Below are 23,445 nucleotides of genomic sequence, written 5' to 3'. Positions count from 1 at the left end.
TGGAGTCCGCTGACGTTTATGATACGTTTCGCTGTAATTGGGACTAACTGGATCACGCGCCAGTTTGTCGACGCCGCCCATGAAACCGGCAAATTCAGGCTCGCCGCCGTTTACTCCCGTAGTCTTGAACAGGCGCAGTCTTTCGCAAATGATTATCCCGTCGAGCATCTGTTTACCTCGCTGGAAGCGATGGCGCAAAGCGACGCGATTGAGGCGGTTTATATCGCCAGCCCGAATTCCCTGCATTTCTCCCAGACGCAGCGCTTTTTGCAGCATAAAAAACATGTCATGTGCGAAAAGCCGCTGGCTTCTAACCTGGCGGAGGTTGATGCCGCTATCGCCTGCGCGCGCGATAATCAGCGGGTACTGTTTGAAGCCTTTAAAACCGCCTGCCTGCCCAATTTCCTGCTGCTGCGGGAATCGTTGCCGAAAATCGGCAGAATGCATAAAGCATTACTAAATTACTGCCAGTACTCTTCACGTTATCAGCGCTATCTGAACGGTGAAAATCCGAATACGTTTAATCCGGCCTTCTCCAATGGTTCGATTATGGATATCGGGTATTACTGTCTGGCGTCGGCGATCGCGCTATGGGGCGAGCCGCGCAGCGTTCAGGCGTCGGCGAATTTATTGGAAAGCGGAGTAGATGCGCACGGCGTCGTGGTTATGGATTACGGCGATTTTAGCGTCACGCTACAGCATTCCAAAGTCAGCGACTCGGTACTGGCCAGTGAAATTCAGGGCGAGAGGGGATCGCTGGTCATTGAAAAGCTGTCGGAATGCCAGAAAGTGTGTTTTGCGCCGCGCGGCGCGCTGATGCAGGATCTGACCCAGCCTCAGCATATTAATACCATGCTGTATGAAGCCGGGGCGTTTGCCCAGCTTATTGAAAACCACGCCGTGGAACATCCGGGGTTGTCGCTAAGTCGCGCCACGGCAAAATGGCTGACAGAAATACGCCGTCAAACCGGGGTCATCTTCCCGGCGGACGATCTGACCCATCCCCTTACTGCGTAAAATTATGTAAATCATATGTTACAGGTCATTGACTCTACGCGTGGCCTGTCATACTTTGTTACGCGCAAAGGGGAGTAACTTCATTGCCGGTCGATCGTCATTACGATGTGTGCAAAACCACATCCGGTCACCGGGCAGCCATAAAGGAATGCGTCAGCGTATTCCTTTATTGTTGTAAGTGAGACCTTGCCGAATGGCAAGGTCTATGCATAAAAGCAGCGGCTAATGCCATTCGGCGTTAGCCGTTTTTTTTTGCATGGGGAGAAATAATGAATACTGTTGGTACGCCATTATTATGGGGTGGATTCGCGGTTGTTGTGGTGATAATGCTATCCATCGACCTGTTGTTGCAGGGACGCCGTGGCGCACATGCTATGTCGATGAAACAAGCGGCAGGATGGTCAATCCTGTGGGTAACGCTCTCGCTACTGTTTAACGCCGCTTTCTGGTGGTATCTGGCTGAAACGCAAGGGCGCGAAGTTGCTGACCCGCAGGCATTAGCGTTCCTTACCGGCTATCTGATTGAAAAGTCGCTGGCCGTAGATAACGTCTTTGTCTGGCTGATGCTGTTTAGCTATTTCTCCGTCCCTCCGGCTCTGCAGCGCCGGGTGCTGGTGTATGGGGTTCTTGGCGCGATCGTGTTGCGTACTATCATGATTTTCGCCGGTACCTGGCTTATCACTCAGTTCGAATGGCTGCTGTATGTGTTCGGTGCCTTCCTGCTGTTTACCGGCGTAAAAATGGCGCTGGCGAAGGAAGACGAATCCGGCATTGGCGAAAAACCGATGGTGCGTTGGCTGCGCGGGCATCTGCGCATGACTGATACGATCGAGAACGAGCACTTTTTCGTACGTAAAAACGGCCTGCTGTATGCCACGCCGCTGCTGCTGGTGCTGATTATGGTTGAGTTCAGCGATGTGATCTTCGCCGTTGACAGTATTCCGGCGATCTTTGCGGTCACCACCGACCCGTTCATCGTACTGACCTCTAACCTGTTTGCCATCTTAGGACTGCGCGCGATGTACTTCCTGCTGTCCGGCGTGGCGGAACGCTTCTCGATGCTGAAATATGGTCTGGCGGTCATTCTGGTCTTTATCGGCATTAAGATGCTGATCGTCGACTTCTACCATATTCCTATCGCGATTTCGCTGGGCGTAGTGTTTGGCATTCTGACCATTACGCTGGTGATTAACGCCTGGGTTAACCATCAGCGCGATAAGAAACTACGAGCGCAATAATCTTTTATCGGGGTAAACCTGCCCCATCAAAAACGCCCGGCAGCGCACACCTGCCGGGCGTTTTTGTTTAACATGTCACAATACTGTTAATATAAAGTTATAAAACATGATCACAGCAAAAAATCCAGGATATTTCGCTTCCCGAACCTTCAACTTTCCTTATACTCAACCAGGCAAACACTTTGTTACATCCTGAAAGATGCGCCGTAAGAGCGTGCAGGGGATGACCAGCAACACAATACAAGGAACATGAAATGGCTACGCAACGAGCATCAGGGCTACTGCAGCGTTTAGCGCAAGGCAGTCTGGTTAAACAAATTTTAGTGGGTCTGGTACTGGGGATTTTACTGGCATGGATTTCTAAGCCTGCGGCAGAAGCGGTTGGCTTGCTTGGCACCCTGTTCGTCGGCGCCTTAAAAGCGGTCGCCCCCGTTCTGGTGCTGATGCTGGTAATGGCCTCGATCGCCAACCACCAGCACGGCCAAAAAACCAATATTCGCCCTATTCTCTTTCTTTACCTGCTAGGCACCTTTTCAGCCGCGCTGGCGGCCGTTGTGTTCAGCTTCGCCTTCCCTTCAACGCTGCATCTGTCCAGTAGCGCCCAGGATATCGTGCCGCCGTCCGGCATTGTAGAAGTCCTGCGCGGTCTGCTGATGAGCATGGTGTCGAACCCCATCGACGCGCTGCTGAACGCTAACTATATCGGGATTCTGGTGTGGGCCGTCGGTCTGGGATTTGCCCTGCGTCATGGCAATGAAACCACCAAAAACCTCGTGAACGATATGTCTAACGCCGTGACCTTTATGGTGAAACTGGTGATCCGTTTCGCGCCAGTCGGTATTTTTGGTCTGGTTTCATCAACGCTTGCAACCACCGGCTTCTCCACCCTGTGGGGCTATGCGCACCTGCTGGTCGTCTTGATTGGCTGTATGCTGCTGGTCGCGCTGGTGGTCAACCCGCTGTTGGTATTCTGGAAAATTCGTCGCAACCCTTATCCGCTGGTGTTCGCCTGCCTGCGTGAAAGCGGCGTTTATGCCTTCTTTACCCGCAGCTCTGCCGCCAATATTCCAGTGAATATGGCGCTGTGCGAAAAGCTGAATCTGGACAGGGATACTTACTCCGTTTCCATTCCGCTGGGCGCCACCATCAATATGGCCGGCGCGGCAATTACCATTACGGTTCTGACGTTGGCGGCAGTCCATACGTTAGGCGTCCCGGTGGATCTGCCTACAGCGCTGCTGCTGAGCGTGGTGGCCTCGCTGTGTGCTTGCGGCGCCTCCGGCGTGGCAGGCGGTTCATTGCTGCTGATCCCGCTGGCGTGCAACATGTTTGGCATCCCGAACGATATCGCGATGCAGGTAGTAGCGGTCGGCTTTATTATCGGCGTATTGCAGGATTCGTGTGAAACGGCGCTGAACTCGTCTACCGATGTTCTGTTCACTGCGGCAGCCTGCCAGGCAGAGGACGAACGTCTGGCGAATAATGCCTTGCGTAGCTAAGTGATTATCGATGCCGGATGGCGCGTGCCATCCGGCGTGACGATAGATCTGAATCTCCCAATCCATAGACTGTGACGGAAAGCGAATTGATGTTCACGCGCGACATCCTCGCGTAACGTTATATGTAGATGGCGTCTGCCGCGGCGCTCGGTCAGCGTACAGTATAAAGTGTCAGCCTGTGTAAATCCTCTCGCCACCCTCCTTTGCGATAAGCAAAATCAAAGCTCAACGACGCGTAATTTCTATAACGGACTTCGTTGACCTTTGTTACAATTAGATGCATTTTGAATTTTTGTGTGTTAGTGCTTGCTTACTTCACAACTTAACAAGGAATAGTTCAGGCCGCGAATTTGCCGTTTCCGCAACGCTGATAAAAACTCCAACTCTGTTGCGGCAGTGCAAACCTCAGATCACCGGCGTGACGTTAACCGATTCTCCAGGAATACTGAATGGAACTACTGACTCAATTGCTGAATGCCCTGTGGGCTCAGGACTTTGAAACACTGGCCAATCCTTCCATGATTGGCATGTTATATTTTGTGTTATTTATGATTTTGTTTCTGGAAAATGGGCTGCTCCCTGCCGCCTTTTTGCCTGGCGACAGCCTGTTGATCCTGGTCGGCGTGCTGATCGCCAAAGGCGCGATGGGTTTTCCACAAACCATTTTGCTGCTTACCGTCGCGGCCAGCCTGGGTTGCTGGGTCAGCTATATTCAGGGCCGCTGGCTGGGGAATACCCGCACCGTGCAAAACTGGCTCTCTCATCTCCCCGCACATTATCATCAACGCGCCCATCACCTTTTCCATAAACACGGCCTGTCGGCACTATTGATAGGCCGTTTTATCGCGTTTGTCAGAACGCTGCTGCCCACCATTGCCGGCATATCCGGTCTGAATAACGCGCGCTTTCAGTTCTTCAACTGGATGAGCGGCTTGTTGTGGGTGCTTATCCTGACGTCGCTGGGCTATCTGCTGGGCAAAACGCCCGTCTTTATGAAGTATGAAGATCAGTTAATGTCATGCCTGATGCTGCTGCCCGTGGTGCTGCTCTTTTTTGGCCTGGCGGGTTCACTGGTCATGCTGTGGAAAAAGAAGTATGGGAGCCGGGGATAACTTATGCTTAAACCACGCATAACTGCCCGACAACTCATTTGGATCAGCGCTTTTCTACTGATGCTGACCATACTCATGATGACGTGGTCAACGCTGCGTCAGCAAGAGTCGACGCTGGCCATTCGCGCGGTTAACCAGGGCGCCAGTATGCCAGACGGCTTCTCAGTTCTGCATCATCTGGATGCGAACGGCATTCATTTTAAAAGCATTACGCCTAAAAATGACATGTTGCTCATTACCTTCGATTCCCCTGCGCAAAGCGCCGCAGCAAAAACAGTGCTTGATCAAACGTTACCACACGGTTATGTCGTCGCTCAGCAGGACGATGACAACGAAACGGTACAGTGGCTGTCCCGCTTACGGGAAAGCTCACACCGCTTTGGCTAATCTCCAGGAATCCGAATCATATCACTCACTTTGGTGATTTCATTGTTTAATGACTATGATTAATAAAGCGGTGTTTAACCCACCGCGTTATTATCGGGATCACCGCCCCGGACAACGGGTCCGAACATAAGGGAAAGTTCAGGAATGAAATACCGCATCGCTTTGGCTATCACGCTTTTTACACTTAGCGCCGGTAGCTACGCTAATTCGCTTTGTCAGGAAAAAGAGCAGGATATACAAAAGGAAATTAGCTACGCTGAAAAGCACAACAATCAGCGCCGTATTGAGGGTCTGAACAAGGCGCTCAGCGAAGTACGCGCCAATTGTACTGACAGCAAGCTGCGCGCCGAGCATCAGAAAAAGATCGCTGAGCAAAAAGAAGAGGTAGCCGAACGCCAACGTGATTTAGCCGAGGCAAAAGCAAAAGGCGATGCGGATAAAATAGACAAACGTGAACGTAAGCTGGCCGAGGCTCAGGATGAGCTAAAAAAACTTGAGGCCAGAGACTACTAAATTAACGCCGAATGTAAATACTCACTCACTTGGAGAAAACTATGTCGAAAGATAACACTACGGAACATCTGCGCGCTGAGTTGAAATCCCTGACCGATACGCTTGAAGAAGTGCTGAGCTCTTCGGGCGAAAAGTCGAAAGAAGAGTTGAGTAAGATTCGTAGCAAAGCCGAGCGCGCGCTGAAAGAGAGCCGTTACCGCCTGGGCGAAACGGGTGATGTGATTGCCAAACAGACTCGCGTCGCCGCCGCCCGTGCCGATGATTATGTGCGCGAAAATCCCTGGACAGGCGTAGGCATTGGCGCCGCTGTCGGTCTGGTGTTGGGCGTACTGCTGACGCGTCGTTAATTATGGCGGATTCTCGACAGGCACAAGGACCAGGCAAAAGCGTACTGGGTATCGGGCAGCGGATTGTCACCATTATCGTTGAAATGGTGGAAACCCGGCTGCGACTGGCGGTAGTAGAACTGGAAGAAGAGAAAGCGAACCTCTTTCAGCTTTTGCTGATGGTAGGTCTTACCATGCTCTTCGCGGCGTTTGGCTTAATGAGCCTGATGGTTCTGGTCATCTGGGCTATCGATCCTCAGTACCGTTTGAACGCGATGATCGCTACCACTGTTGTGCTGTTAGTGCTTGCGCTAATCGGCGGCATCTGGACTTTGCGCAAAGCGCGTCAGTCCACGCTATTGCGCCATACGCGGCACGAACTGGCTAACGATCGGCAAATTCTGGAGGACGATCAGTCGTGAGCAGCAAAGGCGAACGCGAAAAACGTAAAGCGCTGCTTCTCAGTCAGATCCAGCAGCAACGGCTGGATCTGTCCGCCAGCCGTCGCGACTGGCTGGAGACCACCGGCGCGTACGATCGCGGCTGGAATACGGTGTTAAGCCTGCGCTCCTGGGCGCTGGTCGGTAGCAGCGTAATGGCCATCTGGACCATCCGTCATCCTAATATGTTGGTACGCTGGGCGAAACGCGGCCTGGGTATCTGGAGCGCCTGGCGCCTGGTAAAAACTACCCTCCGTCAACAACAGCTCCGCGGTTAATATCTTTTCTTTTATAGCATCGCGCCATCAGGTTATCACCCGATTACCCCTGGTGGCGCGATACTTTTATGCATATCGTCTCTTTAGCAATCACTCAAATTTTTTGAAAAAATTTGGCAATTTTCCTTGCTAACAATTCCTGTACGCCACGTTTATGATTCTCTCCAGCGATAACAATGATGCGCCAAACCGCGTCATTTCTCATGAAAATAGCAGCCACCGCCGAATCGGCCCCCTGGAGAATAAAATGAAAAAATTAGAAGATGTTGGTGTACTGATAGCGCGTATTTTAATGCCAGTTCTATTTATTACCGCAGGATGGGGAAAAATTAGCGGCTATGCGGGCACACAGCAGTATATGGAAGCGATGGGCGTACCAGGATTCCTGCTGCCGCTCACCATACTGCTTGAGTTCGGCGGCGGTCTGGCGATTCTGCTGGGGTTCCTCACCCGCACCACTGCGCTTTTCACCGCTGGTTTTACGTTGCTGACGGCATTGATCTTCCATAGCAATTTTGCAGAAGGTGTAAACTCGCTGATGTTTATGAAAAACCTGACCATTGCCGGCGGATTCTTATTACTGGCGTTAACCGGGCCTGGCGCGTTCAGCCTTGACCGTCTGCTGAATAAAAAGTGGTAAGCAATCTATACTCAATTAAAAAAGCGAGGGAATAGCGCCTCGCTTTTGTCATCTGAAGGAGAGAAACATGGGACAACTGATCGATGGCGTCTGGCACGATACCTGGTATGACACCAAATCTTCCGGGGGGAAATTTCAGCGTTCAGCGTCGGCTTTCCGCAACTGGCTTACCGCTGACGGCGCGCCCGGACCTTCCGGCGAAGGCGGATTCGCCGCAGAAAAAGATCGTTACCATCTGTACGTTTCCCTTGCCTGCCCCTGGGCGCATCGCACGCTCATTTTCCGTAAACTGAAAGGTCTGGAGCCGTTTATTCCGGTTTCTGTCGTGAATCCATTGATGCTGGAAAACGGCTGGACGTTTGATGATACTTTTCCGGCGGCCACCGGCGATACCCTCTATCAGCATGAATTTCTCTACCAGTTGTATCTGCACGCCGATCCACACTACAGCGGCCGCGTCACCGTGCCGGTCTTATGGGATAAAAAAAATCATACTATCGTCAGCAACGAGTCCGCCGAAATCATTCGTATGTTTAACTCCGCTTTCGATGGGCTGGGCGCTAAAGCCGGGGATTACTATCCCCCCGCGCTGCAAAGCAAAATTGACGAGTTAAACGGCTGGATTTATGACAACGTTAATAACGGCGTTTATAAAGCAGGCTTCGCCACCAGCCAGCAAGCGTATGATGAAGCGGTAGAAAAGGTATTTACTGCGCTGGCGCGCCTGGAACAGATTCTCGGACAGCACCGCTATCTGACGGGGGACCAGTTGACCGAGGCGGATATCCGCTTATGGACGACCCTGGTACGCTTTGATCCGGTTTACGTGACTCATTTCAAATGCGACAAATACCGAATCAGCGACTACCTGAATCTGTACGGTTTCCTGCGCGATATCTATCAAATACCGGGCATTGCTGAAACCGTTAATCTTGATCATATTCGTCACCACTATTTCCGTAGCCATAAAACGATTAACCCCACAGGTATCATTTCTATCGGACCGTGGCAGGATCTGCTCGAACCTCACGGGCGCGACGTGCGCTTTGGCTAATTTCAGGCGTCCTCCGGGACGCCTTATTAATAAATACCACAAATATTTACCAACATTCCATTCGCGGCTATTCTTAGTTTGATTACTTTAAAAACAAGTGATTGAACCATTATTGAGGCGAAAATGGATTGGTATTTAAAGGTTTTAAAAAATTATCTGGGATTTGGCGGCCGCGCGCGACGCAAAGAGTACTGGATGTTTATTCTGGTCAATATCATCTTTACCTTTGTGTTGGGCCTGCTGGACGCCATGCTTGGCTGGCAACGCGCCGGGGGTGAAGGCGTTCTGACCACCATTTACGGCGTTCTGATCTTTTTACCGTGGTGGGCCGTGCAGTTCCGTCGTCTGCATGACACTGACCGCTCCGCATGGTGGCTACTGTTGCTACTTATCCCCATTATCGGCTGGCTTATCATCATCGCGTTCAACTGCCAGAATGGTACGCCGGGCGACAACCGCTTCGGCCCCGATCCGAAACGTTTTTCCTGATGGCGGCGCGGCGCCGCTTTTAAAGCGCCGCGCGCTATTTATTTTCCGGCGAATAGCTTAGGTATTTCCCGCAGGCACCAGGCTTTTGCCTCCCCCATACTGTCGCGCCGCCAGGCCATAATAATATCGATTTCGCTGGTCGATTCCGGGCTGACCACGCGTAGCCGCCCTTCGGCAATATCCTGTTCCACCATCGAATATGGCATAGTCGCGACGCCAAGCCCGGCCAGCAGCGCCTGACGTTTATCTTCAATCGTGCTTACCGTCAGACGTGGCTGCTTATCCAGCAGTTGCACCGTTAATACCGGCCGCTCGCGCGCGGTATCCGCTACCGCTACGCCGCGGTATTTAACCCGCGTCACTTCCGAAAGCGGCTCCGGCTCCTGATGAATAGGGTGGTCAGGCGCGGCGACATACACATTCATTAACGTATACAACTTACGGGAGTTAATTTCCGACGACGATCGAAAATGCATATCCGGGGCGATAACGATATCCGCCCGTCCCTGCTCAAGCCGCTCCCATGCGCCAGCCAGTACTTCGGTAATCAATGAAAGCTGCGTATTGGCTTTAGCGGCCAGCCGGTCGATCAGCGGAAAAAAAGCAGGCGTTGGTACCAGAGCTTCAGTGACCAGCGTCAGATGCGTTTCCCAACCGCGGGCCAACGCTTCAGCATCCGTCGTTAACTTGTCTGCCGCTTCCAGCAATACCCGCCCGCGTTCCAGCAGCATACGTCCGACGTTGGTGAATTTTGTACGATGGCCGGAGCGATCGAACAGTACAACGTCCAACTCTTCTTCCAGCTTCTGCATGGTGTAACTCAGCGCGGAGGGCACCCGCCCCAACTCATCAGCCGCTGCGGCAAAACTGCCCCGACGGTCAATGGCGTCCATCACACGCAATGCTTCAAGCGTCAGCGCTCTCTCTTTAGCCATAACGTTCTCATTCAGGAAATTTGAACATACCGGGCAGAATATCTGGCTAACAATGCAGCGTCCAGCCCCTTAACATAAAAGGAAGTAAAGAGAGGTTAATAACGATGATTACGACCCGAACCGCCAAACAATGTGGACAGGCAGACTATGGATGGTTACAGGCCCGCTATACCTTCTCCTTTGGACACTACTTCGACCCTACACTGCTGGGCTACGCGTCGTTGCGCGTACTGAACCAGGAAGTGCTGGCGCCGGGCGCCTCTTTTCAGCCTCGAACTTATCCAAAGGTGGATATTTTAAACCTGATTCTGGACGGCGAAGCGGAATACCGCGACAGCGACGGCAACCATGTACAGGCTAAAGCGGGCGAAGCGTTGCTGCTCGCCGCGCAGCCGGGCATTAGCTACAGCGAACATAATCTCAGCAAAGTTAAGCCGTTAACCCGAATGCAACTGTGGCTTGACGCCTGTCCTGAACGGGAAAACGCGCTGGTACAAAAAATCCCACTCTCGACGGCGCAACAACAGCTTCTTGCCTCGCCCGACGGTGAGCAAAACAGCTTACAACTGCGCCAACAGGTCTGGGTACATCATATTACGCTGGAGAAAGGCGAATCGCTTAACTTCCAGCTTCACGGGCCGCGCGCCTATTTGCAGTCGATTCACGGTACGTTCCACGCGATGACGCACAACGAAGAACGCGAGGCATTAACCTGCGGAGATGGCGCATTTATTCGTGATGAACCTAACATTACGCTGGTTGCCGATACGCCGCTGCGCGCATTACTGGTAGATTTACCGGTGTAGCCAGCCAGAAAAGGAGTCGCAAGATGAGCAAAAAATCGGCGAAGAAACGTCAGCCCGTGGTAAAACCTGCCGTACAGGAGACGATGAGCGCTACTGTGCCGCTGGGCTATGAAGAGATGCTAACCGAACTGGAAGCCATCGTGGCGGACGCCGAAGCCCGGCTGGCAGAAGAAGAGGCCGCAGCCTGAAATCATGCCGGATGGCGGCGCAAGCGCCCGCTCCGGCTGATAACAGGTAGACCCGATAAGCGCAGCGCCATCGGGCAGCACGCTGCCCCGACGACATGCCGGGGCGTTATTATTAATGCGCTTTACTGGCCATAATCTCGATGATCTGCTTGTCTGTCTGCTGCATTGAGCGACACGCCAGCGAACACAAATTCGAAATAGATTGTTCGACATTGTGCGCCACAATCCCTTCGTTTCCGGTCACCGCCGTATCATCCAACGCCATCAGTACGGCTTTCCACGCCGCCGACGCGCTGGTAGAGACTTTCATCGCGCAGCTATTCGACGCGCCATCGCAAATCATCCCGCTGACATCGCCGATCATACTGCTGATAGCCATTGCGATAGTGTCATAACGACCATCTATCAGCCACGCCATACCCGCCGCCGCGCCCATCGCCGCCGTGGTTGCCGCGCACAGCGCCGACAAACGCGGAAGCTGATAGTGAATATAGATAGCGCTCAAATGCGATAACATTAGCGCGCGCGCCAGGCGTTCGTCATCGGCGCCGACATGTTCAGCAACCACCATGACTGGCACCGTGGCGGTAATCCCCTGGTTGCCGGAGCCGGAGTTGCTCATCGCGGGCAACGTGGCGCCGCCCATTCTGGCGTCTGACGCCGCGCTGGTACGGATCAAAATCGCCGTGGAGAGATCTTTCGCCAGCAGACCGCGATCGCACTGTTTGGCCAGCGTCGAACCAATATGCAGCCCCCAGGAACCACGCAGTCCCTCCTGCGACAACGCGCCGTTTAGCCTGGCCGCATCGAGAATAAAGCGAATAGCGTCAAAGGGCACCGCATTCACAAACGCCAGGATCTCTTCCAGCGAGGTATGAGACAGCACTCCCAGTGGCGAGGTTTTTTCTTCTTCCTGCGCATTATCGGCCTGGGTAAATACCACGCCCTTGTCGGTTTCTATCCGCACAATATTTGTATGATCGCCGACGATCGTGACACATGCCCAGCTATCGCCGCTATACACTTTCGCCCGTGAAAACAGGATATCGTTACATGGCTCCTGCAACATCACTGCGACATGTCCGGCGGCCAGCATCGCTTTTGCATCGGCAACGGCTTTAGCGGAAGCGTCTTTTAACACCTCCAACCCGGCTTTCGCATCACCGCCCAATGCGCCCAGCGCCGCGGCGATCGGTAGCCCTACCATTCCCGTTCCTGGAACGGTAACGCCCATACCATTTTTCATCAGATTGGGCGAAACCCATGCGTCAATGCGTTCAACAGTGCCGTCAAGTTCAGCCGCCGCCGCCGCTGCCGCCAGCGCCAGTGAAATTGGCTCAGTACACCCCAGCGCCGGTTTTACTTCTTCCTGTACGGCCAGGATAAAACTTTGCCACAATGGATTTATTTTAGATTCAAACATAACAACAACCTTAATCTCAGGTATATCAAGAGAATGCCAGGAACGGAGAAACGCATAGCAGCAGACCGGTAATAATAATCAGGTACAACGAAGCGCCTTTATATTTGTGCAATGCGGGAACCTTGTAGACCAACCATGCCGGAATTAAACAGCCCACCATACCGAAGATAGGGCTACAAATAGAGGTGAAGCTCAGTACCGGCGCGTTGAGCACAATGGCGCTCCAGGCCAGCAAAATAGCGAAAATCATAATGCCGCGCTGTACCAGATTTTCCTTAATCTTCTCGGCGGGCATTTTGCGGCGCAGGATATTCATCACAATGCCTTGCGTCGCTTCGCGGAATCCTAAATAAACACCAAAGAAGGCGGTCATGACGGCAAAGATGTTCAGAATTACGCTAACCACTTTGACCCAGCCAGCGCCATCGCCGCTAATAAATTGCGCGGCGATCGCCAGGGCGGAAATATTCTGCTCGTAGGCTTTCACCGCTTCGTCATGCCCCATCGCCAGGGTGAAGGAAACCGCATAGAAAAAGACGGTAACGAACAGGACGCCAAACGCGATATTCATGGCGCGCAGCGCTTTATGGCGTGCGACCTCAATAGATTTTTCGCGTGAACGGTAAGAGATCACCATTGGGCTTAACGTCTGGATAAATAAAATCGAGGTCAGCGTAAATGGCAGGGTAATAATGGCGTTTTTAATCAGCAGGGCCATCGGCGGCAGCGCGCCAATGTTATACAGATGCCACATACCCACCATAGAGACGCCCAGCGCCGCCACTACCAGTAGCTTGGTCAGCACCATGCCGGTGGAGATTTTGAACAGTAATTTTTCACCGCGTGAGGAAATCGCTACCAGTATGCAGATCAGCACCAGACCATAAAATGGACTATCGGAAAGCAATCCTTCCGTTACGCCGAAAGTATGCAGATAAGAGGCGCTGTCGTTAGTAATCGCCGTAGAATAGACGAACATCCAGATGACGAGCATCACAAAGTACAGCGCGCCTAATAAAATACCCCAGTTTTTGCCCAGATAGCCGCTGATCACGCTGGGGTAGTCTTTACATTCCGGGGATTCCGCCAGCGTATTAATAAACAGCCGCTGGAACAGGTACATGGCCGGATAGCCAATAATAGAAGAGAGTAAAAAGACCCAAAGTCCCATCAGGCCAACCTGGACAGGAAGAAAAACGATCCCTGCGCCGATCGCCATCCCGATACTCATAATAACCCAACCGGTGTCGGTACTATCAAATTTGATGGCTTCACGCCATTCGCTTTCTGTCATCCCTGCCCGACGCGCCGGGGCTGATGCGTCGAGGATTACGCTGGTATTACTAGCCGATTCCATAGAATTCTCGCTCAATGTGTAGGTAGAGGTTTTTTTATTTTTCGTGCCGCAGCAAGGCGATATGCAGAACGTGAGGTGCAGGTACTTTCTTGTAATAAGAAAATCATACGCGCACGATAAGAGAAAAACTTACCAATAAAACGCCTGCATTTATTGTGGGTTAAGAATTATTTTCTATTTACTATTTATTTAATATTGTTTTTTTCTCTATTTGACGCGTATCACAACAAAAAAGGGCGCACTTTGGTGCGCCCTTTTCTCAGCTTCTGTCTTCTGCGTTATCCCATAGCCTGCTCACTCTGCGCCTGTCAGGCCTATCCACAAACGACTTTAATCGCCAGACCGCCGCGCGACGTCTCGCGATATTTGTCGTTCATGTCTTTACCCGTTTCGTACATGGTTTCGATTACTTTATCGAGCGAAACCCGCGGTTCAGAGGTACGGCGTAGCGCCATTCGCGCCGCATTTACCGCTTTAACGGCGTTAATCGCATTACGTTCAATACAAGGGATTTGTACCTGACCCGCCACCGGGTCACAGGTGAGGCCAAGGTTATGCTCCATCGCAATTTCCGCCGCAATACAGACCTGCGCCGGGCTACCGCCCAGCAGTTCTGTCAGCCCTGCCGCCGCCATCGAACACGCGACGCCAACCTCGCCCTGACACCCCACTTCCGCGCCGGATATCGAGGCGTTCATCTTGTACAGCATGCCAATTGCCCCCGCCGACAACAGATAACGGGCGATAGAGTTGGCATTGACCGGACGACGGAATTTGTCGTAATAGGCCAGCACCGCAGGAATAATGCCGCACGCGCCGTTGGTCGGCGCGGTGACCACTCGCCCGCCCGCCGCGTTCTCTTCGCTCACGGCCAGGGCGAACATGTTAATCCAGTCAATAACGTTCATCGGATCGCGGGAGAGATTATCGCTGGAGACCAGCAGACGCCGTAACGCTACCGCGCGGCGTGGAACGTTCAGCGGCCCCGGCAGCACGCCCTCAGTATTCATGCCACGTTCAATTCCGGTCGCCATCACTTGCCAGATGCGGGCAAAGCCAGCGTCAATCTGCTCTTTGCTCCGCAACGCCAGTTCATTTTGCATCATCAGGCCGGAAACCGAGAGCCCCTGTCTTTCACACAGCGTCAACAGCTCGCTGGCGGAATGAAAATCATACGGCACCGATTTTTCTACGTCGTGCGACTGACCAAAGCGTTCCTCTTCGACAATAAAGCCGCCGCCAATAGAGTAATACGTTTTGTGTAAAAGCGGCGCTTGTCCGTTCCAGGCGGTAATACGCATACCGTTTTCATGGCGCGCCAGGGTTTCAGCGTGAAAGAGAATACTGTCGGCGACGGGAAAATCCACCACATGCGCGCCACCCGCCACCGATAAACGGCTGCTGCGGGCAACCTCCTGGATAAACGCCGGAATGCTATCAATATTGACATCCTGCGGCGTATTGCCCGCCAGGCCCATAATGACGGCGGTATCGGTCGCGTGGCCTTTGCCCGTCAGCGATAGCGATCCGTAAAGATCAACCGTGATGCGCGTCGTTCGCGGCAGGTCGCCGCTGTCGATCAGCCGATCGATAAAACATTTTCCTGCATTCATTGGCCCTACGGTATGGGAGCTTGAAGGTCCAATGCCAATCTTAAAAATATCAAATGCGCTAATCATATCTCCCCCTAAGATTACCGTTCAGTGAAGATCCGTCGCGGGGCGATCCACACGATCGCCCCGTTCACGTTACATCGCCTGAGTAAAGGTGCGCGAAATAACGTCCTGTTGCTGTTCACGCGTCAGCGCATTGAAGCGCACGGCATAGCCGGAAACGCGGATCGTCAGGTTCGGGTAGTTTTCCGGATGTTCAATCGCATCCAGCAACATTTCACGGTTCATGACATTGACGTTCAGATGCTGCCCGCCTTCTACCTGTGCTTCATGATGGAAATAACCGTCCAGCAGGCCGACAAGATTGGTTTTCCGCACCGCATCTTCTTTCCCGAGCGCCGCAGGCACAATCGAGAAGGTGTACGAAATACCGTCTTTGGCGTAGGTAAACGGCAGTTTCGCCACCGACGTCAGCGAGGCCACCGCCCCTTTGCGGTCACGACCATGCATCGGGTTCGCCCCCGGCGCGAACGGCGTTCCGGCGCGGCGTCCATCCGGCGTATTGCCGGTCTTCTGCCCGTACACGACGTTCGAGGTGATGGTCAAAATGGACTGCGTCGGCACCGCATTGCGATACGTCGGCAACACGCTAATTTTTTGCATAAAGCGTTTCACCAGGTCGCAGGCGATGCTGTCCACGCGCTCATCGTTGTTGCCGTACTGCGGATACTCGCCTTCAATAGCAAAGTCGATGGCAAGGCCGTTTTCGTCGCGGATCGGCTTCACCTGAGCGTACCTGATAGCGGACAGGGAATCCGCCGCCACCGACAGTCCGGCGATGCCGCACGCCATCGTCCGATACACATCACGGTCGTGCAGCGCCATCAGCGAAGCTTCATAGCTGTACTTATCGTGCATGTAGTGAATGATGTTCAGCGCGCTAATGTACTGCACCGCCAGCCAGTCCATAAAATGGTCGAGGCTCTCCATTACTGCGTCATAATCCAGCACCTCATCCGTTAACGGCGCGGTTTTCGGCCCAACCTGGATTTTCAGTTTCTCGTCAACGCCGCCATTGATAGCGTACAGCAACGTTTTGGCAAGGTTGGCGCGCGCGCCGAAGAACTGCATCTGCTTACCGATGACCATCGGGCTGACGCAACAAGCGATAGCATAATCGTCGCTGTTAAAGTCGGTACGCATTAAATCGTCGTTTTCATACTGCAAAGATGAGGTCACGATGGAGACCTGCGCAGCATATTTCTTGAATGCCACCGGCAACGCTTCTGACCACAGTATGGTCAGGTTCGGCTCCGGCGCTGGCCCCATCGTGTGCAGGGTATGCAGATAACGGAAAGAGTTCTTCGTCACCAGCGTGCGGCCATCAAGCCCCATCCCGCCAATAACTTCGGTGGCCCAGATCGGATCGCCGGAAAAGAGCGAATCAAATTCCGGCGTGCGCAGGAAGCGCACCATGCGGATCTTCATGATGAAATGGTCGATCAGTTCCTGCGCCTGCTGCTCTGTCAGAAGGCCCGCGTTGAAATCGCGCTCAATGTAGATATCAAGGAACGAGGCGGTTCTTCCCAGCGACATTGCACCGCCATTTTGCGATTTTACCGCCGCCAGATAAGCGAAGTAGAGCCACTGTACCGCTTCCTGCGCGTTCCGCGCCGGGCGGGAGATATCGTAGCCGTATTTCGCCGCCATCTCCTGCATTTGCAGCAGCGCGCGACGATGCTCCGCCAACTCCTCACGCAGGCGAATCGTCGCCTCAAGATTCTGTCCCTGCTCCAGATTCGACTGCAGATCGGCGAATTGCAGCTCGCGTTCGCGCACCAGATAACGGATGCCATACAGCGCGACGCGACGATAATCGCCAATAATGCGCCCGCGACCATAACCATCCGGCAAACCGGTTAATACGCCGGATTTACGGCAGCGCAGCATATCCGGCGAGTAAACATCGAATACACCCTGATTATGGGTTTTCCGCAGATCGGTAAAGGTATATTCAAAATCGGCGTCCATTTCGCGGCCATAAGCGTGGAATGAACTTTTGATCATGTTAACGCCGCCAAACGGATGCAAAGCGCGTTTAAGCGGCTTATCCGTTTGTAAACCGACGATTTTTTCCAGCTCTTTTTCAATATACCCCGCATCGTGCGCGGTAATCGTCGTCGCGATGTTGGTATCGAAATCCACCGGCGCATGGGTCGCGTTCTCGATACGTATTCCCGCCATCACCTTTTCCCACAACGCTGTGGTCGCTGGCGTCGCGTCGGCGAGAAAAGATTCATCCCCCTCATAGGGCGTATAGTTATGCTGAATAAAATCACGGACATTAATTTCTTCTTTCCAGTCCGTACCTTTAAAATCACGCCATGCTTCGGCATACAGCATATCGCTGGTATCGATATTTACCTTCATGAAAAATAATCTCTCTACAGAACAGCCGTTAAGTTATGCAAATTCCACTGGTGCTTTCACGTTGCCTAAATGAATGGCATCAAGGGCAATCATTTTCTCTTCATTCGTGGGAATAACAGCGCAAATAACCTGAGAAGGGTTAGCGGAAATAATGCGCTCGCCGTGAGAATTCGGCTGCTTATTCATTTCAACGTCTAACGTAAGCCCCAGTACGCCCAGATGTTCAATTACCAACTGGCGAATTAATACTGAATTTTCACCAATACCACCGGTAAAAATAATGCCATCCAGCCGATGTAACGATGCCGCGTGTCCGGCAATGTGACGGGCGATACGGTGGACAAACGTTTTTATCGCTAACCGGGCGCGCTCATGTCCTTCGTGCCAGGCTTTTTCCAGGACTCTAAGGTCGGATGACAACCCGGAGATGCCGAGCAAACCGGACTCTTTATTCACCACTCGCTCCAGATCGCTCAACGTCTGCCCGGTTTCTTTGGCTATCCACGCCATCGCGCCGAAATCAACGTCGCCACTGCGAGTGCCCATCATCAGCCCCTCAAGCGGCGTCATCCCCATTGAGGTATCCACGCTCTGACCATTGCGTACCGCGCAGATAGACGCCCCATTGCCCAGATGCGCGACAATCAGACCCGAGTTTTTTTCATCGAGGTCAAGCAGTTCATACGCGCGCCGCGAAACATAGCGATGCGACGTACCGTGAAAGCCGTAGCGACGCACACCCAGGCTGGAAAAATATTCCCACGGCAATCCGTATAAATAGGCTTCCGGCGCCAGCGTCTGGTGGAAACTGGTATCAAATACCGCCACCTGACGCACGGCCGGGAAAAGGCGCCGCGCCGCGTCAATGCCGCTTAAATTAGCGTAATTATGCAGCGGCGCTAAAGGTGATACCCGACGAATATTATCGATAATCTCATCGGTAATAATGACGGACTGCGTAAATAGCTCTCCACCGTGCGCGATACGGTGGCCAATTAATGCCACGCTATCCGTTAAATCACGTTTTTCCAGCTCAAAGGCAATGGCTTTTAACGCGTCCTCATAATTAGAGTGCGCGAGGTTTATCGGCTTATCGCCATTAATAGATAAAAAGGCGTTTTCAGTATTCATTCCATCTGCTATTCCCGCCATTAAAACATCACAGGTAGCGACATCCAGTACAGAGAATTTGATAGAAGATGAGCCGCAATTAATGACCAGAACGACCGGAAATTCATTCATGTAGTGCCTCCGTCGATGTCAGCCTGCGTCCGCGCCCTGGGGCGGAACGCAGGCTAAACGTGAGGATTAGAACAATTTGTAGACAATATTCAGGATGGTCAGCAGACCAATCAGGGTGACGAACACGTTATCCAGACGACCACGGTACTTCGCCAGCGACGGCGCTTTACGAATGGCGTACATCGGCAGCAGGCATAACAGCGAGGCGATAATCGGCGCGCCCATCGCTTCAATCAGGTCCAGAATGTTCGGGTTTGCGTAAGCTACGACCCAGGTAGACCCCATAATGAAGATCATGCTGATGGTGTTAAGCTTGCCCATAGAGACTTTGGTTTTATCGCCTTTATAACCAAATTTCAGCACCAGGCCGTTCAGCCCTTCCAGCGTCCCCAGGTAGTGACCGAAGAAAGATTTGAAAATAGCAACCAGCGCGATGATAGACGCGCCATACTCCAGCACCGTTGCAAAAGTAGATTTTGTCCCCGACAAAGAGGCGAAATGGTTAGCCAGGTAGGAAAGTACCGGAATGTTCTGCGCTTTCGCATCCGCCATGTTCTGCGGGGAGAGCGTAAACAGACAGCTAAAGGCGAAGAACATCACCACGGCGACCATCAGCATACTGGCGCGCGAGATGATCTGTGAACATTTACGCTCGGTAAATTCGCGGCCAAACTCTTTCTCATACTCTTCACGCTTAGACACCACGAAGGAAGAGACGATGGGCGAAAAGTTAAAGGAGAACACCATGATAGAGATGCCCAGCCACACCGTAACCAGTATGCCATCGTGCCCGGTCAGCGCGATATTACTGAGATCAACCTGATCGATAACCGCCGAGTTCCAGTAAGGAATCAGCGATAATGAGATTAGCACCAGACTGGCGATAAACGGCCATACCAGGTAACTCATCACCTTAACCATCAGATCTTTACCAAACCAGATCACAAAGGCCATCAGCAGCAGCAAGAACAGCGCCACGAAACCGCGATTCAACGCTGGCATCTGCAGCTGATTTTCCCAAAACGTCATGAACGTGTTAGTAATGGTGACGCCATAAATCCACAGCAGCGGGCAAATCGCAAAGAAGTAAAGGAACGTGATAACTACCCCGCCCGTTTTACCAAAGTGCTCTTCGACCGTTTCCGTAATATTGCCGGACGGATTAGATCCGGATAAACACAGACGCGCCAGCGCCCGGTGACAATAGAACGCAATGGGGTAAGCTAAAACCAGCATCAGCAGAATGGGGATAAGCCCGCCAAACCCGGCGCGGATAGGGAAAAACAGCACCCCGGCGCCAATGGCGGTACCAAATAAACCCAGCGTCCACGTCGTGTCCGATTTACGCCATGACGACTGTTTTGCCTGGCTGGATACAATGCTATCAGTAGTACTCATATCCTATCCTCACGAAAAGATTAAGCGTCAACTAAACCCGTAATTTGTGATACACGAGAAAGATCGATATTGCCGCCAGAAATAATACTGACCGTTTTTCTGTTCTGAATATGGCTATCTAATTTCCCGCTTAATAGTGCGGCGCAAGCCAGAGCGCCAGCGCCTTCAGTAATAACCTTATTGCGCTGAATTAAAGCGATCATGCTGTTACGAATTTCATCTTCGCTAACCAGGACAATGTCATCGACTAATTCACGAACAATTTCATAGGTTAAATTACCCGGGCGGGAGACATCACAACCATCCGCCAGGGTGCCGGTCGTTCGGTGCGTGGTTATTTCGCCAGCGTAATAAGACGCCGCCATACCGTGAACATTTTCGGCCTGTACGCCGATAACTTTAATGGTCGGGTTAATCGATTTAATCGCAATGGCAATACCTGCAATTAAACCACCACCGCCAATAGGCACGATGACATTATCGACATCGTACAGATCTTCCATAATTTCCAGACCAATAGTGCCCTGCCCGGCAATGACTTTTGGATCGTCGTAAGGCGGAATAAAAATGCGGCCTTCGGTTTCGACAATTTCACTCACCTTAGCAATGGTGTCATTGAAGTTGTCACCGTGGAGCACCACTTCCGCCGAATAATCACAGGTGGCCGCCACTTTTGACTTTGGCGCGCCCTTCGGCATCACGACTTTGCCGTCAATACCCAGCATTGCGCAAGAAAGAGAAACGCCCTGTGCATGATTACCTGCGGAACAGGCCACGACGCCTTTACGTTTTTCCGCCTCCGTTAACGAGCTAAGTTTGTTAAAAGCGCCACGAATTTTAAATGAACCCGTACGCTGCATATTTTCAAACTTGAGAAATATTTCGCCTTTGCAACGTTCACTAAAATAGTTAGAGCGAGGCATTCCCGTTTTATATATCTTCCCCGCCAGTCTTTTTTTCGCTTCGAGGATATCTTCAATTGCAACCGGGAGATCGTATGTAATGTGCATTATAACCTCTTAACCTGGGTATTAAAATAAGTTACCGTTGCCCACTGTTCAAAAGAAACAGGTGGCGTCAATTTCGCTAAATATGCTTATTCCATATCATTCAATTTCTATTAACTGCCTGCGTCTGCATCCATTATATGATGAATATTGTTTAGCCAATTCTACTAATACTGAAGCGGCTTTTTTGATACGATAATTTTTAGACCATACCGCCGCATAACGTGCGACGGGTAACGTGTCTTTGATTGGTATCGTGATAAATTGATTAGAGCCAAAAGGCGTGGTCATATCGCAGGGAATAACAGTTAAGAAATCAGCATTGAGAACAAGATTATATATTGTGACAACGGAATCTGTTTTAACAATGTTTTCGATGCTGATGCCATTTCGTTGTAGAGTGGTGAGTAATTCGCTGTAGTAGCCCATATTCGTTTGCGGCAACACCCACTGTTCGTCCTTTAACGATTCCAGTGTGATGGTGCCGGTGCACGTTCGGGACTTGCTGGCTACCAGGACAAACTCTGATTCAAACAGCGGCTCGACATGCAGATCCTGTAGCTGCATTTCATTACTGAGCGTACCGATAGCAAAGTCCAGCCGCCCGTCGCGCAGGGCCGGCAGGAATGAAGAGAGCTGGGCTTCGTACATGGATACCTGCGCTTTTGGAAATACCTCTTTGAACTTATGAATCATATCGGACATGAAGGTAAAGCCAATCAGCGAAGGAAAGCCAAACGAGACGTCGACAACGGTATTGCACGTCATACTGTTCATCTCGTTGATCATGTTTTTCATTTCGCGGGTGATAGATTCAGACCAGGAAAGCAGTACCTGTCCCGCTTCGGTCAACGTAACGCCGGTATTTTTACGTACAATTAGCTCAACGCCAAAATAGGCCTCAACATCGCTAATGATTTTACTGACGGCGGGCTGGGTTAACCCTAACGATTTTGCGGCAGAACCGATAGAACCACTTCTAATGACTTCCTGAAAGACCACCAAATGCTGTGTTTTAGGGAGAACAAGAGTATTCATATCTACCGCTCTGAAATAACATTGTGAACGGCAGGAAGTGTAGCAAATTAAATCTTAAAGGTTATGTGCGACCACTCACAAATTAACTTACCGCAATTTTTACATGGTCTTTATTAAATAAAGAAAGCCTATTACTTCAATGAGTTACAAAAATAAAACAGCAACTTAGTCTGATTTCAATCAAAAAACAGGGTCGGGATAACGATATATTATGGCGATAACCAGTCTATTTTACCTCCTATTTTCGACATCCCATGAAGACGATATTTCAATCAATTACGGGACATTTTATCGACAATTCCAGCATTAAATTTAAAACGTAATTTCTCAAATTTAAGTATAAACCGAAGGTAAATGCGCTTAAAAACCGTTACGCGTCACATTTTTTTACCTTATTTGTTTGTAAAGAAACATTTAATAAAATTTTAACCAAAATATTTCATACATTTAATTTTCATTTACAACAAATAATTTACACCGCTTTCTTGCTGTTTTTCAGGATGTAATTTTGTGAAAGAAATCGATTGCTTTTCACTTCAACTAAAAAGAGAGCAATCCATAGCGTTTTGTGTTTCTCATCACAAAAACGAATAATATTATGTCACCACGGCTGTCAATTAATTGCCGGATAGTGACGCTGGCGTCTTCTGCAACCTCTATACCCTTCACCGGCCTGATAAGCAAAAACCCGCCGAAGCGGGTTTTATGAAGAGATGAAACTGACCGATAAGCCGCTTTCTTTTGGGTATAGCGTCGTGGACAGTCATTCATCCTGCCGCCCTGTAAAAGCAAAACCCCGCCAGCTTACACGGACGGGTTTTATGAAGAGGTGAAACTGACCGATAAGCCGCTTTCTTTTGGGTATAGTGTCGTGGACAGTCATTCATCCTGTCGCCCTGTAAAAGCAAAAACCCGCCGAAGCGGGTTTTATGAAGAAGTGAAACTGACCGATAAGCCGCTTTCTTTTGGGTATAGCGTCGTGGACAGTCATTCATCCTGCCGCCCTGTAAAAGCA

Annotated in this window: 24 protein-coding genes; 15 read left to right on the top strand and 9 right to left on the bottom strand. The window is 51.4% G+C overall.

The features are described 5' to 3' along the window. Positions 1-18: 18 nt before the first annotated feature. The 12 genes from NA197_RS04985 to NA197_RS04930 all read left to right on the top strand — a co-directional run bounded on the left by NA197_RS04985 (position 19) and on the right by NA197_RS04930 (position 8,993). Positions 19-1,017: a Gfo/Idh/MocA family protein gene (locus NA197_RS04985; RefSeq protein WP_000617687.1), complete on the top strand. Its 999-nt coding sequence runs from the start codon at positions 19-21 to the stop codon at positions 1,015-1,017. Positions 1,018-1,286: 269 nt separating this feature from the next. Beyond that, positions 1,287-2,255, top strand: coding sequence for a TerC family protein (locus NA197_RS04980; RefSeq protein WP_001098833.1), 969 nt, complete (start codon positions 1,287-1,289; stop codon positions 2,253-2,255). A gap of 254 nt (positions 2,256-2,509) precedes the next feature. Next, positions 2,510-3,754 carry a serine/threonine transporter SstT gene (gene sstT / locus NA197_RS04975; protein WP_000235363.1) on the top strand — a complete coding sequence of 415 codons (1,245 nt, stop codon included), beginning with the start codon at positions 2,510-2,512 and terminating at the stop codon, positions 3,752-3,754. 449 nt (positions 3,755-4,203) lie between these two features. Further along, a complete protein-coding gene (gene yqjA / locus NA197_RS04970; protein ID WP_000422141.1) occupies positions 4,204-4,866 on the top strand; it encodes a DedA family general envelope maintenance protein YqjA in 663 nt (220 codons plus the stop codon). 3 nt (positions 4,867-4,869) lie between these two features. After that, positions 4,870-5,253 (top strand): EnvZ/OmpR regulon moderator MzrA, encoded by a 384-nt coding sequence (gene mzrA / locus NA197_RS04965; RefSeq protein WP_000917516.1) that lies wholly within the window; start codon positions 4,870-4,872, stop codon positions 5,251-5,253. A gap of 144 nt (positions 5,254-5,397) precedes the next feature. Further along, positions 5,398-5,766, top strand: a complete 369-nt coding sequence (locus NA197_RS04960; protein ID WP_000877297.1) for a DUF1090 domain-containing protein — start codon at positions 5,398-5,400, stop codon at positions 5,764-5,766. Positions 5,767-5,807: 41 nt separating this feature from the next. Next, positions 5,808-6,113, top strand: coding sequence for a DUF883 family protein (locus NA197_RS04955; protein ID WP_000031219.1), 306 nt, complete (start codon positions 5,808-5,810; stop codon positions 6,111-6,113). A gap of 2 nt (positions 6,114-6,115) precedes the next feature. Further along, positions 6,116-6,514: a phage holin family protein gene (locus NA197_RS04950; protein WP_000785626.1), complete on the top strand. Its 399-nt coding sequence runs from the start codon at positions 6,116-6,118 to the stop codon at positions 6,512-6,514. Next, positions 6,511-6,810 (top strand): YqjK-like family protein, encoded by a 300-nt coding sequence (locus NA197_RS04945; RefSeq protein WP_000095496.1) that lies wholly within the window; start codon positions 6,511-6,513, stop codon positions 6,808-6,810. The genes NA197_RS04950 and NA197_RS04945 overlap by 4 nt, the downstream gene beginning before the upstream one ends. A 247-nt stretch (positions 6,811-7,057) precedes the next feature. Beyond that, the gene (locus NA197_RS04940; RefSeq protein WP_001592732.1) at positions 7,058-7,450 is read left to right on the top strand and encodes a DoxX family protein; all 393 of its coding nucleotides are present in this window, start codon (positions 7,058-7,060) and stop codon (positions 7,448-7,450) included. Between the two features lie 67 nt (positions 7,451-7,517). Then, positions 7,518-8,504: a glutathione S-transferase family protein gene (locus NA197_RS04935; protein ID WP_000531162.1), complete on the top strand. Its 987-nt coding sequence runs from the start codon at positions 7,518-7,520 to the stop codon at positions 8,502-8,504. Positions 8,505-8,627: 123 nt separating this feature from the next. Beyond that, positions 8,628-8,993, top strand: a complete 366-nt coding sequence (locus tag NA197_RS04930) for a DUF805 domain-containing protein (RefSeq protein ID WP_000384139.1) — start codon at positions 8,628-8,630, stop codon at positions 8,991-8,993. A 38-nt stretch (positions 8,994-9,031) separates the two neighbouring features. On the opposite strand, the gene yhaJ is transcribed toward NA197_RS04930, so the two are convergent. Beyond that, positions 9,032-9,928, bottom strand: coding sequence for a DNA-binding transcriptional regulator YhaJ (gene yhaJ, locus NA197_RS04925; protein ID WP_001041026.1), 897 nt, complete (start codon positions 9,926-9,928; stop codon positions 9,032-9,034). A gap of 104 nt (positions 9,929-10,032) precedes the next feature. On the opposite strand from yhaJ, the gene NA197_RS04920 reads away from it, so the two are divergent. After that, complete coding sequence (locus tag NA197_RS04920) at positions 10,033-10,734, top strand: pirin family protein (protein ID WP_000633552.1); 702 nt, start codon at positions 10,033-10,035, stop codon at positions 10,732-10,734. Between the two features lie 23 nt (positions 10,735-10,757). Beyond that, positions 10,758-10,922: a hypothetical protein gene (locus NA197_RS04915; RefSeq protein ID WP_000039327.1), complete on the top strand. Its 165-nt coding sequence runs from the start codon at positions 10,758-10,760 to the stop codon at positions 10,920-10,922. A 112-nt stretch (positions 10,923-11,034) separates the two neighbouring features. On the opposite strand, the gene NA197_RS04910 is transcribed toward NA197_RS04915, so the two are convergent. The 8 genes from NA197_RS04910 to tdcA form a co-directional block, all read right to left on the bottom strand. Further along, positions 11,035-12,345 carry an L-cysteine desulfidase family protein gene (locus tag NA197_RS04910; RefSeq protein ID WP_058116087.1) on the bottom strand — a complete coding sequence of 437 codons (1,311 nt, stop codon included), beginning with the start codon at positions 12,343-12,345 and terminating at the stop codon, positions 11,035-11,037. Between the two features lie 25 nt (positions 12,346-12,370). Further along, positions 12,371-13,702, bottom strand: a complete 1,332-nt coding sequence (locus NA197_RS04905) for an amino acid permease (protein WP_000443189.1) — start codon at positions 13,700-13,702, stop codon at positions 12,371-12,373. Positions 13,703-14,016: 314 nt separating this feature from the next. After that, entirely contained in the window at positions 14,017-15,381 is a 1,365-nt protein-coding gene (tdcG, locus tag NA197_RS04900; RefSeq protein WP_000622084.1) for an L-serine ammonia-lyase, read from the bottom strand. Between the two features lie 69 nt (positions 15,382-15,450). Further along, on the bottom strand, positions 15,451-17,745 hold the full coding sequence (pflB, locus tag NA197_RS04895; RefSeq protein WP_000867323.1) for a formate C-acetyltransferase: 2,295 nt from the start codon (positions 17,743-17,745) through the stop codon (positions 15,451-15,453). A 33-nt stretch (positions 17,746-17,778) separates the two neighbouring features. Then, the gene (gene tdcD / locus NA197_RS04890; RefSeq protein WP_001001857.1) at positions 17,779-18,987 is read right to left on the bottom strand and encodes a propionate kinase; all 1,209 of its coding nucleotides are present in this window, start codon (positions 18,985-18,987) and stop codon (positions 17,779-17,781) included. A 66-nt stretch (positions 18,988-19,053) separates the two neighbouring features. Next, complete coding sequence (gene tdcC / locus NA197_RS04885) at positions 19,054-20,385, bottom strand: threonine/serine transporter TdcC (RefSeq protein ID WP_000108129.1); 1,332 nt, start codon at positions 20,383-20,385, stop codon at positions 19,054-19,056. Between the two features lie 20 nt (positions 20,386-20,405). After that, on the bottom strand, positions 20,406-21,395 hold the full coding sequence (gene tdcB, locus NA197_RS04880) for a bifunctional threonine ammonia-lyase/L-serine ammonia-lyase TdcB (protein WP_000548368.1): 990 nt from the start codon (positions 21,393-21,395) through the stop codon (positions 20,406-20,408). Positions 21,396-21,491: 96 nt separating this feature from the next. Beyond that, the gene (gene tdcA, locus NA197_RS04875) at positions 21,492-22,430 is read right to left on the bottom strand and encodes a transcriptional regulator TdcA (RefSeq protein ID WP_001094907.1); all 939 of its coding nucleotides are present in this window, start codon (positions 22,428-22,430) and stop codon (positions 21,492-21,494) included. Positions 22,431-23,259: 829 nt separating this feature from the next. On the opposite strand from tdcA, the gene NA197_RS04870 reads away from it, so the two are divergent. Beyond that, positions 23,260-23,445: hypothetical protein (locus NA197_RS04870; RefSeq protein WP_001550575.1), on the top strand; the 186-nt coding region annotated here is incomplete at its 3' end.

The sequence above is a fragment of the Salmonella sp. NW884 genome (assembly GCF_051700745.1).
Taxonomy (GTDB): domain Bacteria; phylum Pseudomonadota; class Gammaproteobacteria; order Enterobacterales; family Enterobacteriaceae; genus Salmonella; species Salmonella enterica.
Note: the sequence above shows the minus strand (reverse complement) of the source record. Positions and strands in the feature narration are given on the sequence as shown.

What these genes read in the sequence shown, in the direction of transcription:
- NA197_RS04985 (WP_000617687.1), top strand. Translation starts at nt 19, where the DNA reads ATGATACGTTTCGCTGTAATTGGGACTAACTGGATCACGCGCCAGTTT.
- NA197_RS04980 (WP_001098833.1), top strand. Translation starts at nt 1,287, where the DNA reads ATGAATACTGTTGGTACGCCATTATTATGGGGTGGATTCGCGGTTGTT.
- sstT (WP_000235363.1), top strand. Translation starts at nt 2,510, where the DNA reads ATGGCTACGCAACGAGCATCAGGGCTACTGCAGCGTTTAGCGCAAGGC.
- yqjA (WP_000422141.1), top strand. Translation starts at nt 4,204, where the DNA reads ATGGAACTACTGACTCAATTGCTGAATGCCCTGTGGGCTCAGGACTTT.
- mzrA (WP_000917516.1), top strand. Translation starts at nt 4,870, where the DNA reads ATGCTTAAACCACGCATAACTGCCCGACAACTCATTTGGATCAGCGCT.
- NA197_RS04960 (WP_000877297.1), top strand. Translation starts at nt 5,398, where the DNA reads ATGAAATACCGCATCGCTTTGGCTATCACGCTTTTTACACTTAGCGCC.
- NA197_RS04955 (WP_000031219.1), top strand. Translation starts at nt 5,808, where the DNA reads ATGTCGAAAGATAACACTACGGAACATCTGCGCGCTGAGTTGAAATCC.
- NA197_RS04950 (WP_000785626.1), top strand. Translation starts at nt 6,116, where the DNA reads ATGGCGGATTCTCGACAGGCACAAGGACCAGGCAAAAGCGTACTGGGT.
- NA197_RS04940 (WP_001592732.1), top strand. Translation starts at nt 7,058, where the DNA reads ATGAAAAAATTAGAAGATGTTGGTGTACTGATAGCGCGTATTTTAATG.
- NA197_RS04935 (WP_000531162.1), top strand. Translation starts at nt 7,518, where the DNA reads ATGGGACAACTGATCGATGGCGTCTGGCACGATACCTGGTATGACACC.
- NA197_RS04930 (WP_000384139.1), top strand. Translation starts at nt 8,628, where the DNA reads ATGGATTGGTATTTAAAGGTTTTAAAAAATTATCTGGGATTTGGCGGC.
- yhaJ (WP_001041026.1), bottom strand. Translation starts at nt 9,928, where the DNA reads ATGGCTAAAGAGAGAGCGCTGACGCTTGAAGCATTGCGTGTGATGGAC.
- NA197_RS04920 (WP_000633552.1), top strand. Translation starts at nt 10,033, where the DNA reads ATGATTACGACCCGAACCGCCAAACAATGTGGACAGGCAGACTATGGA.
- NA197_RS04915 (WP_000039327.1), top strand. Translation starts at nt 10,758, where the DNA reads ATGAGCAAAAAATCGGCGAAGAAACGTCAGCCCGTGGTAAAACCTGCC.
- NA197_RS04910 (WP_058116087.1), bottom strand. Translation starts at nt 12,345, where the DNA reads ATGTTTGAATCTAAAATAAATCCATTGTGGCAAAGTTTTATCCTGGCC.
- NA197_RS04905 (WP_000443189.1), bottom strand. Translation starts at nt 13,702, where the DNA reads ATGGAATCGGCTAGTAATACCAGCGTAATCCTCGACGCATCAGCCCCG.
- tdcG (WP_000622084.1), bottom strand. Translation starts at nt 15,381, where the DNA reads ATGATTAGCGCATTTGATATTTTTAAGATTGGCATTGGACCTTCAAGC.
- pflB (WP_000867323.1), bottom strand. Translation starts at nt 17,745, where the DNA reads ATGAAGGTAAATATCGATACCAGCGATATGCTGTATGCCGAAGCATGG.
- tdcD (WP_001001857.1), bottom strand. Translation starts at nt 18,987, where the DNA reads ATGAATGAATTTCCGGTCGTTCTGGTCATTAATTGCGGCTCATCTTCT.
- tdcC (WP_000108129.1), bottom strand. Translation starts at nt 20,385, where the DNA reads ATGAGTACTACTGATAGCATTGTATCCAGCCAGGCAAAACAGTCGTCA.
- tdcB (WP_000548368.1), bottom strand. Translation starts at nt 21,395, where the DNA reads ATGCACATTACATACGATCTCCCGGTTGCAATTGAAGATATCCTCGAA.
- tdcA (WP_001094907.1), bottom strand. Translation starts at nt 22,430, where the DNA reads ATGAATACTCTTGTTCTCCCTAAAACACAGCATTTGGTGGTCTTTCAG.